A 7,750-nucleotide genomic window follows, 5' to 3' on the forward strand; every position below is an offset into this window, starting at 1 on the left:
AAGAGATTGATACGGAATTTTCCGGGTGTTTGATTTCTCCTCGGAATTGTTCTTGGAGGAATGGGTTTAGCGGAAGCACAAAAGTTTTATGAACTTTGGATGCGATTGAAGCGCGGGGCGCGCTTCAGGTCGACACTTGAGAAGCGAAGCTTTTTGACTCAAATGGTGAGCAAATGAGCGCCCCTGATTTTCTGAAAAGAGATAAGTATGAGGCCAGTACAGCAGAATAGGCGCATGCGCGGACGCGGTAACAACAACCGCAAAGGTCCCAACCCACTTTCCCGTAATTACGAGAGCAACGGTCCCGACGTTAAAATCCGGGGAAATGCTCAGCACATCGCCGAAAAATACACCACTCTTGCCCGTGACGCTCAGAGCAGTGGTGATCGCGTGATGGCAGAAAACTATCTTCAGCACGCCGAACATTACAATCGAATCATTCTTGCTGCTCAGGCTCAGGCTCCCGTTCAGTATCAGCGCGATGACCGCGATGACCAGGACGATGATGGCGTTTACGACGATGACGGCAATGAACAGCAGCAGGACCGTCCGGTCCAGCACCAGCAGATCAATGGCAGCGGACCGCAGCCGGTGATCGAAGGAACGCCGGCGGAAGTTGCCTACGGTGAAGAGCCAGTCAGCCAGCGGCAGCCGCATCAGCAGCGCCGGCAGTATGACCAGGCGACCGCCGCTGAAGAGAACGCCTCCGGCAATGACGATGAAGCGGCAGCGGAAGCCGGGGAATCCCAGGAAGCCGCCGAAGCAAAGCCGGCGCGCCGCGCCCCGCGCGGCCGCAGGCCTGCCCGTCCGCGTGAACCGCGCACGACCGAGGAAAATGCGGCACCTGCTGCGGCAGCTGCCGATACAGCCAATGACCTTTCCCCGGCCAGCATCGTGGCGGAAGTGAAGAAACGCCGGGCAGCGGTCGAATCCGACGTCTGACCCCGGTCAAAGCATCCGATCTTGCAAACGGCGCGGAACGATTTCCGCGCCGTTTTCTTTTTTCAAATTCCGGCTTTGGGAGTATCTTGCGGGAGCAGGAATGCAATCCCATATGAGCCTTGATCGTATGGATCTGCCTCTTGCAGGGGGTCCGTCACCAGAAGACTCCAGAATGCCGCTTTCAGGGTTCTGGGGAAAAGGAGACAAAGAATGAATCTTGAAAAATACACCGAGCGCGTTCGCGGCTTCATCCAGTCTGCACAGACTTTTGCACTTTCCTCCAACAATCAGCAGTTTGCACCGGAGCATTTGCTCAAGGTTCTCGTTGATGACGAGGAAGGCCTTGCCGCATCGCTGATCGAGCGGGCGGGCGGGCGTATCGCCGATGTGCGCCTGGGATTGCAGGCTGCGCTCAATGCGCTGCCGAAGGTCACCGGCGGCAATGAGCAGCTGTATCTCGCACAGCCGCTGGCCAAGGTTTTCGCCACGGCGGAAGAGCTTGCCAAGAAGGCCGGCGACAGTTTTGTCACGGTTGAACGGCTGCTGACGGCGCTGGCCATCGAGAAATCGGCCAAGACATCGGAAATTCTGAGCCGCGCGGGTGTGACCGCCGCGGGCCTCAACGCGGTTATCAATGATATCCGCAAGGGGCGGACTGCCGATTCGGCTTCCGCTGAAAATACCTATGACGCCCTGAAGAAATATGCGCGCGATCTCACCGCCGATGCACGGTCGGGCAAGCTCGACCCGGTTATCGGCCGGGACGACGAAATCCGCCGGACGATCCAGGTCCTGTCGCGCCGCACCAAGAACAATCCGGTTCTCATCGGTGAACCCGGCGTCGGCAAGACGGCGATTGCCGAAGGGCTGGCGCTGCGTATCGTCAATGGCGACGTGCCGGAGTCCCTGAAGGACAAGCAGCTAATGGCGCTCGACATGGGCGCGCTGATTGCCGGTGCGAAATACCGCGGCGAGTTCGAAGAGCGCCTGAAAGGGGTGCTTTCCGAAGTGCAGTCGGCCGATGGCAACATCATCCTCTTCATCGATGAGATGCACACGCTGGTTGGCGCGGGCAAGGGTGAAGGGTCGATGGATGCGTCGAACCTGCTGAAGCCTGCCCTGGCACGCGGCGAGCTGCATTGCGTTGGCGCGACAACGCTCGACGAGTACCGCAAACACGTGGAAAAGGACCCGGCATTGGCCCGGCGGTTCCAGCCGGTGTTTGTCGATGAGCCGTCGGTCGAGGATACGATTTCGATCCTGCGCGGATTGAAGGAGAAATACGAACAGCATCACAAGGTTCGCATTTCCGATTCGGCCCTGGTTGCCGCCGCAACGCTGTCGAACCGCTACATCACTGACCGCTTTCTGCCGGACAAGGCGATCGACCTGATTGACGAAGGCGCGGCGCGCCTGCGGATGCAGGTGGATTCCAAGCCGGAAGAACTCGACGAAATCGACCGCCGCATCATGCAGCTGAAGATCGAACGCGAGGCTTTGAAGGTCGAAAAGGACGATGCGTCGAAAGACCGTCTGGAGCGGCTGGAAAAGGAACTGGCCGAACTGGAGGAACAGTCCACGGCCCTGACCAACACCTGGCAGTCGGAAAAGCAGAAGCTCGGGCATGCGGCCGACCTGAAAGGTCAGCTCGACGATGCGCGCAATGCACTTGCCGCGGCCCAGCGCAATGGTGAATTCCAGAAAGCGGGCGAGCTGGCCTATGGCACGATCCCGCAGCTGGAAAAGCAGCTTGCCCAGGCCGAGCAGCAGGATGGATCGACCTCGATGGTCGAGGAAATCGTCACGCCGGATCATATCGCGCAGGTTGTGTCCCGCTGGACCGGCATCCCGGTTGACCGGATGCTGGAAGGCGAGCGTGAAAAGCTGTTGCGCATGGAAGATGAACTGGCCAAGCGGGTCATCGGACAGGGCGAGGCGGTTCAGGCCGTTTCCAAAGCCGTGCGCCGAGCCCGTGCCGGTCTGCAGGATCCGAACCGGCCGATTGGCTCGTTCATTTTCCTCGGACCAACCGGTGTCGGCAAGACGGAGCTCACCAAAGCTTTGGCTGCGTTCCTGTTCAGCGACGAGACGGCCATGGTTCGCATCGACATGTCCGAATATATGGAGAAGCATTCGGTCGCGCGTCTGATCGGTGCGCCTCCCGGCTATGTCGGTTACGAGGAAGGCGGAGCGCTGACGGAAGCGGTCCGGCGCAGGCCTTATCAGGTTGTCCTGTTCGACGAGATCGAAAAGGCGCATCCGGATGTCTTCAACGTGCTGTTGCAGGTGCTTGATGACGGACGTTTGACCGATGGTCAGGGCCGGACGGTGGATTTCCGCAATACGCTGATCATCATGACGTCCAACCTTGGAGCGGAATATCTGACCGCGCTGCGCGAAGACCAGGATGTGGAAAGTGCCCGCGAGGATGTCATGAATGTGGTCAAGGCCTCGTTCAGGCCGGAATTCCTCAACCGCGTCGATGAGATCATCCTGTTCCACCGCCTGAAGCGGAAGGAAATGGGTGCGATCGTGGCCATCCAGATGCAGCGTCTGCAGGCCTTGCTGGCGGATCGCAAGATCACCATCAAGATCGACGAGGATGCAACCAACTGGCTGGCCGACAAGGGGTATGACCCTGCCTATGGTGCACGGCCTTTGAAGCGCGTGATCCAGAAGCAGGTGCAGGACCCGCTGGCGGAGAAGATACTGCTCGGTGAAATTCTCGACGGCTCCACCGTCAAGATCACCGCGGGTTCCGACCGGCTCAATTTCAGGTCGGTCAAATCCGCGCCTGATCGGGATAAGAGCGAAGCCGCCTGAGTACCGCACCGGCAAGGAAGCGAAGAAATGGAATGGCCGCCGCATGGCGGCCATTTTCATGTCCGCTTCGTGCGGTAGATGCGACGAGAGAACAGCCGCATTAACCATAAAGACAGGAAAGTCGGTCATTTATGCTTAAGAGTGCGTTAGCGGAAACCGGAAGTTGAAAATATGGCGTTTCGTCATTTGATTGTGTTTGCATCGCTTTTTGCCGCCATTCTGGCGGTGTTGGCGCCTGTCCCCCCCGCGCAGGCGGCAAGCCCTGCGGCAAGCGCCCAGGCGAATCAGACGCCCTATACCGTTGCGCAATTGTTCGAATCGGACCGGCGTGCGCGCCGCAGCGACTACCGGGTTTACTTCGACGAATATGGCCGCCGGGTGACGGTGGATCGCCGCGGCCGGGTGGTTTCAGTCGAAGAGCCGCGCAACGATGCCAATGACGGCCGTGGCATCGACTATTTTCCCGATGCACCGCGAGATCCCTACGACACGGGATCGATTCCCGAAGATCCCTATGCGAATAGCCCGAATGATCCGTATCAGGGCCAGAGAGCGCAGCCGTCCGAACGTGATTACCGCACGGTCGAACGCGCGCCGTTGCCGCCAGCCAACAATCAGCCTGATATGGCGCCGGCCTCGCCCGGTCTGATCGATCCGGAAATGCCCGGTGAAAATCTGGCAACGCCGCCCGCGCAGGAGGCCATCCCGGCGCATCCCAATCCCGCACCGGCTGTGCAATTGCCCAAGGGGCAGGGCGCCAAGACCAAGATCGCCGCCATCCAGGTGCTCCTCGACCGGGTCGGCGTTTCGCCCGGCGTCATCGATGGGCGCAAGGGCGGCAATGTCGACAAGGCCGTGGCAGCCTTCGAGGAAATGACCGGCCAGAAATTCGATCCGCTCAACGAGGCGGGAATCAATGCCTCGCTCGAACAGACGGGCGGCCCCGCCTTCGTTGCCTATACGATCACATCGGAAGATGCCGCCTATCCGTTCGTTGCCTCGATCCCCGAGGATTACAGCCACAAGGCCCAGCTCGAGCGCATGGCGTTCACTTCCGTTCCCGAGATGCTGGGCGAGCGCTTTCACATGGACGAGGCTTACCTGAAGGAAATCAATCCGGGTGCGGATTTCAATCGTCCCGGCACGGTGATCCAGGTTGCCAATCCCGGCCAGAATGTCGGCGGATCGGTGACCAAGATCATCGCCGACAAGGGCCGCAAGCAGGTGCGCGGCTACAATGCGGAGGGGCGGCTCATCGTGGCTTATCCCGCGACCATCGGCTCGACCGACACGCCTTCGCCGTCGGGGATCGTGCAGGTGGAGCGCATCGCGATCAATCCCAACTACACCTATAATCCCAAGCTGAACTTCAAGCAGGGGGAAAACAACAAGGTGTTGACCATCCCGCCCGGTCCCAACGGGCCCGTCGGCACGGTGTGGATTGCGCTGTCAAAGCCGACCTATGGCATCCACGGCACGCCGGAACCGTCAAAGATCGGCAAGACCAACAGCCATGGCTGTGTCCGCCTGACCAATTGGGATGCGACGGAATTGTCGAAGCTGGTGCAGAAGGGTGTGACCGTGGAGTTTCAGGAGTAAAACCCGGTCCCGGGATCAGCCGCTGGCGGCAACCTTGGGCGCGTTGCCATTGTCGTCCTTCAAGAGCTGGTCGATGCGCTCGCGCTCACGCTTGAAGGCGGTGAGGTCATCGCCGCCAAGGGCCCGTCCGCCGGGCAGGCGGATGCGCATCGGGTCCACCTTCGACCCGTTGACGATCACCTCATAGTGCAGATGTGGACCGGTCGACAGGCCGGTCGAGCCGAGATAGCCGATCACCTGACCCTGCCGGACCTTGGCGCCGGGCGTTACCCCCGCCGCGATGGCATTCTGGTGTGAATAGCTGCTTTCATAGCCGTTGGAATGCCGCAGGACCGTCTGGTTGCCATAACCGTTGGTCCAGCCAGCGCGCTCGACCACGCCATTGCCGGCCGCAATGATCGGCGTGCCGCGCGGTGCGGACCAGTCGACGCCCGTATGCATGCGGGAATAACCGAGAATGGGGTGGCGGCGCATGCCGAAGGGCGAGCGGAACACGCCGTTGGGCACGGGATTGCGCAGCAGGAACTGTTTTGAGCTGCGGCCGTTCTCGTCATAATAATCCGTCGAGCCGTCGGCGGAATGGAACCGGTAGAATTTGCGCAGGTTGCCGCCGAAATTGGCCGCGACATACAGGATTTCCGATTCGTCTCCCGCCCTTTCCGAATCGGCGGGCAGCGAGAAGAACGCTTCCAGCTGATCGGTCGACGCGAGCTGCGCCTGGAAATCCACATCCGACGCCAGCATGCGGATCAGCTGCTGGATCATCGTATCGGTCATGCCGTAGGCGATGCCCGCACGATAAATACCGTCATAGACCGTGGGAAGATCGCCGGGCTGGCGCGAAGCGGGCGGGTTGTCGTCAAAGGCAAGCTGCAGTCCCGGTGTCATCTCCGGTTCATCCGCCGGCACATACTGGTCCTTGTCATTGAGGGCGATGGTCAGAATGTGCGTCGTGCCGTTATAGACGCTGGCGCGCATGATCCGGTCAACACTGTCATGCGATTCAATCCCCAGACGCAGGACACTGCCGCCCTTGAGGCGCGGCGAGTTGAGCAGTTTGGCGATCGCTTCGGACATGCCGGTGGCGTCCTCGTCCTCGTAGCCCGCTTCATTGAAGGCGCCGAGGATGTCCTTGTCGTTGCGGAAGGGAATCAGCTCTTCCGAGTAGCCATGGCTCTCGGCATCGTCGCTTATCCGGGGCGCGATGCTGACATTCTCCTGGATGATCTTGACCGCCAGCGGATTGCGCAGGTTGAAAGGGTCTTCATCCGCGCCAAAGCGCAGCGGATCCACATAATGCAGCGAGGCGACCTGGACTGCGCCATCGGTGAGCAGGGCGCCGGTGTTGCGGACGACCTCTTCCACCTCGTCGGCACTCAGATCATCGGAAGGATCGAATTGCGCGGTGGCCAGGGGAAAGTCGACGGTGCGCAGGCTGACTTCGCTTTCCACCTTGGCGCCATAGATCAGGCCGGTCTTGGGCGTGGGATCGGTTCCCTCATTCGCCTCGGCAAACACGTCCAGGGGATTGAAGCCGGGATATTTGCGGTTGCTGTTGTGAACCGAGGCCAGCGCTATGCGGACATATTCGAACGGCGTGGAGCGGATGACATCCCGTTCACCCTCTTTGAATACGGTTGAGACATCGAGGCGCCGGCGGTCGCGGTTGCGGCGGATCGGCGTTGTCGCGGCCACGCGCGTGCCCTTGGCGACAGTGCTGTTGTCCTTGGCGGCGGGGGCGATGGTGCGGGCCATCAGTTCCGGCGGCGTTGCCAGCTGTTCGCGGCCGTCGAGCGCTGCAAACAGGGCGACGCCCATCAGGACACTGGAGGTAATGCCGGTCAGAAAGGTGCCGGCCAGCCATCGCGCCGATATTTCGCGGCGGTCGGGCGGGCCGCGACGCCCGTCTGTAATCAGCGGCGGTTCGTTGCCCGGATCGATGGATGAGTGCCCCTCGTACTCTTTCATGCTTCTCAGTGTCGATCCTGTCGCCGTTATTGATGCAGGCTTATTTGATTTTTCGGCGCGTGCCGACCAGCCATTTACTGGTACGAAGTCAACAAGGCCGCAGTTTTGCCCTCGCAGCTTCCATCTGTCAACGCGCCGATCGTGAAGAGTGCCTATATAGAGAGATACCCGTCATGATCCCCGGAAATGAACCCGCGCATGCGAGCCAGCGCTAGGGTTTGAATCCGGCATGTTTGTGGCCGCAGCCATCACAATACACTTCGGCGGCTTATTTGCCGGCGTTTCGCCCAGCAAATACGGGGCTGTGGATAAATCGTGTCACATTTTTGATAAAAAACGCAAAAGGCGTGTTGACAGTTTTGGTTGGTGGGGTCTATATACCGACACAACGAGGGCGGGGCGCCGCTGGCGGTTGCTG

At 60.2% G+C, this 7,750-nt stretch carries 5 protein-coding genes; 4 read left to right on the forward strand and 1 reads right to left on the reverse strand.

What is annotated here, in order from left to right; translation table 11 throughout:
• The first annotated feature begins 207 nt into the window (after positions 1-207).
• From ACTJJ7_RS20805 to ACTJJ7_RS20815, 3 genes are all read left to right on the forward strand, one after another.
• The gene (locus ACTJJ7_RS20805; RefSeq protein ID WP_105734573.1) at positions 208-942 is read left to right on the forward strand and encodes a DUF4167 domain-containing protein; all 735 of its coding nucleotides are present in this window, start codon (positions 208-210) and stop codon (positions 940-942) included.
• A 210-nt stretch (positions 943-1,152) separates the two neighbouring features.
• Positions 1,153-3,765, forward strand: coding sequence for an ATP-dependent chaperone ClpB (clpB, locus tag ACTJJ7_RS20810; RefSeq protein WP_105734574.1), 2,613 nt, complete (start codon positions 1,153-1,155; stop codon positions 3,763-3,765).
• A gap of 171 nt (positions 3,766-3,936) precedes the next feature.
• Positions 3,937-5,364: a L,D-transpeptidase gene (locus ACTJJ7_RS20815; protein WP_105734575.1), complete on the forward strand. Its 1,428-nt coding sequence runs from the start codon at positions 3,937-3,939 to the stop codon at positions 5,362-5,364.
• A gap of 15 nt (positions 5,365-5,379) precedes the next feature.
• On the opposite strand, the gene ACTJJ7_RS20820 is transcribed toward ACTJJ7_RS20815, so the two are convergent.
• The gene (locus ACTJJ7_RS20820) at positions 5,380-7,332 is read right to left on the reverse strand and encodes a M23 family metallopeptidase (RefSeq protein ID WP_440968688.1); all 1,953 of its coding nucleotides are present in this window, start codon (positions 7,330-7,332) and stop codon (positions 5,380-5,382) included.
• A gap of 229 nt (positions 7,333-7,561) precedes the next feature.
• On the opposite strand from ACTJJ7_RS20820, the gene ACTJJ7_RS20825 reads away from it, so the two are divergent.
• The coding region (locus tag ACTJJ7_RS20825) for a hypothetical protein (protein ID WP_440968689.1) at positions 7,562-7,750 on the forward strand (189 nt) is incomplete at its 3' end.

Origin of the sequence: Phyllobacterium sp. 22229 (assembly GCF_052056495.1) — a bacterium.
Taxonomy (GTDB): Bacteria; Pseudomonadota; Alphaproteobacteria; order Rhizobiales; family Rhizobiaceae; genus Phyllobacterium; species Phyllobacterium myrsinacearum.

What these genes read in the sequence shown, in the direction of transcription:
- ACTJJ7_RS20805 (WP_105734573.1), top strand. Translation starts at nt 208, where the DNA reads ATGAGGCCAGTACAGCAGAATAGGCGCATGCGCGGACGCGGTAACAAC.
- clpB (WP_105734574.1), top strand. Translation starts at nt 1,153, where the DNA reads ATGAATCTTGAAAAATACACCGAGCGCGTTCGCGGCTTCATCCAGTCT.
- ACTJJ7_RS20815 (WP_105734575.1), top strand. Translation starts at nt 3,937, where the DNA reads ATGGCGTTTCGTCATTTGATTGTGTTTGCATCGCTTTTTGCCGCCATT.
- ACTJJ7_RS20820 (WP_440968688.1), bottom strand. Translation starts at nt 7,332, where the DNA reads ATGAAAGAGTACGAGGGGCACTCATCCATCGATCCGGGCAACGAACCG.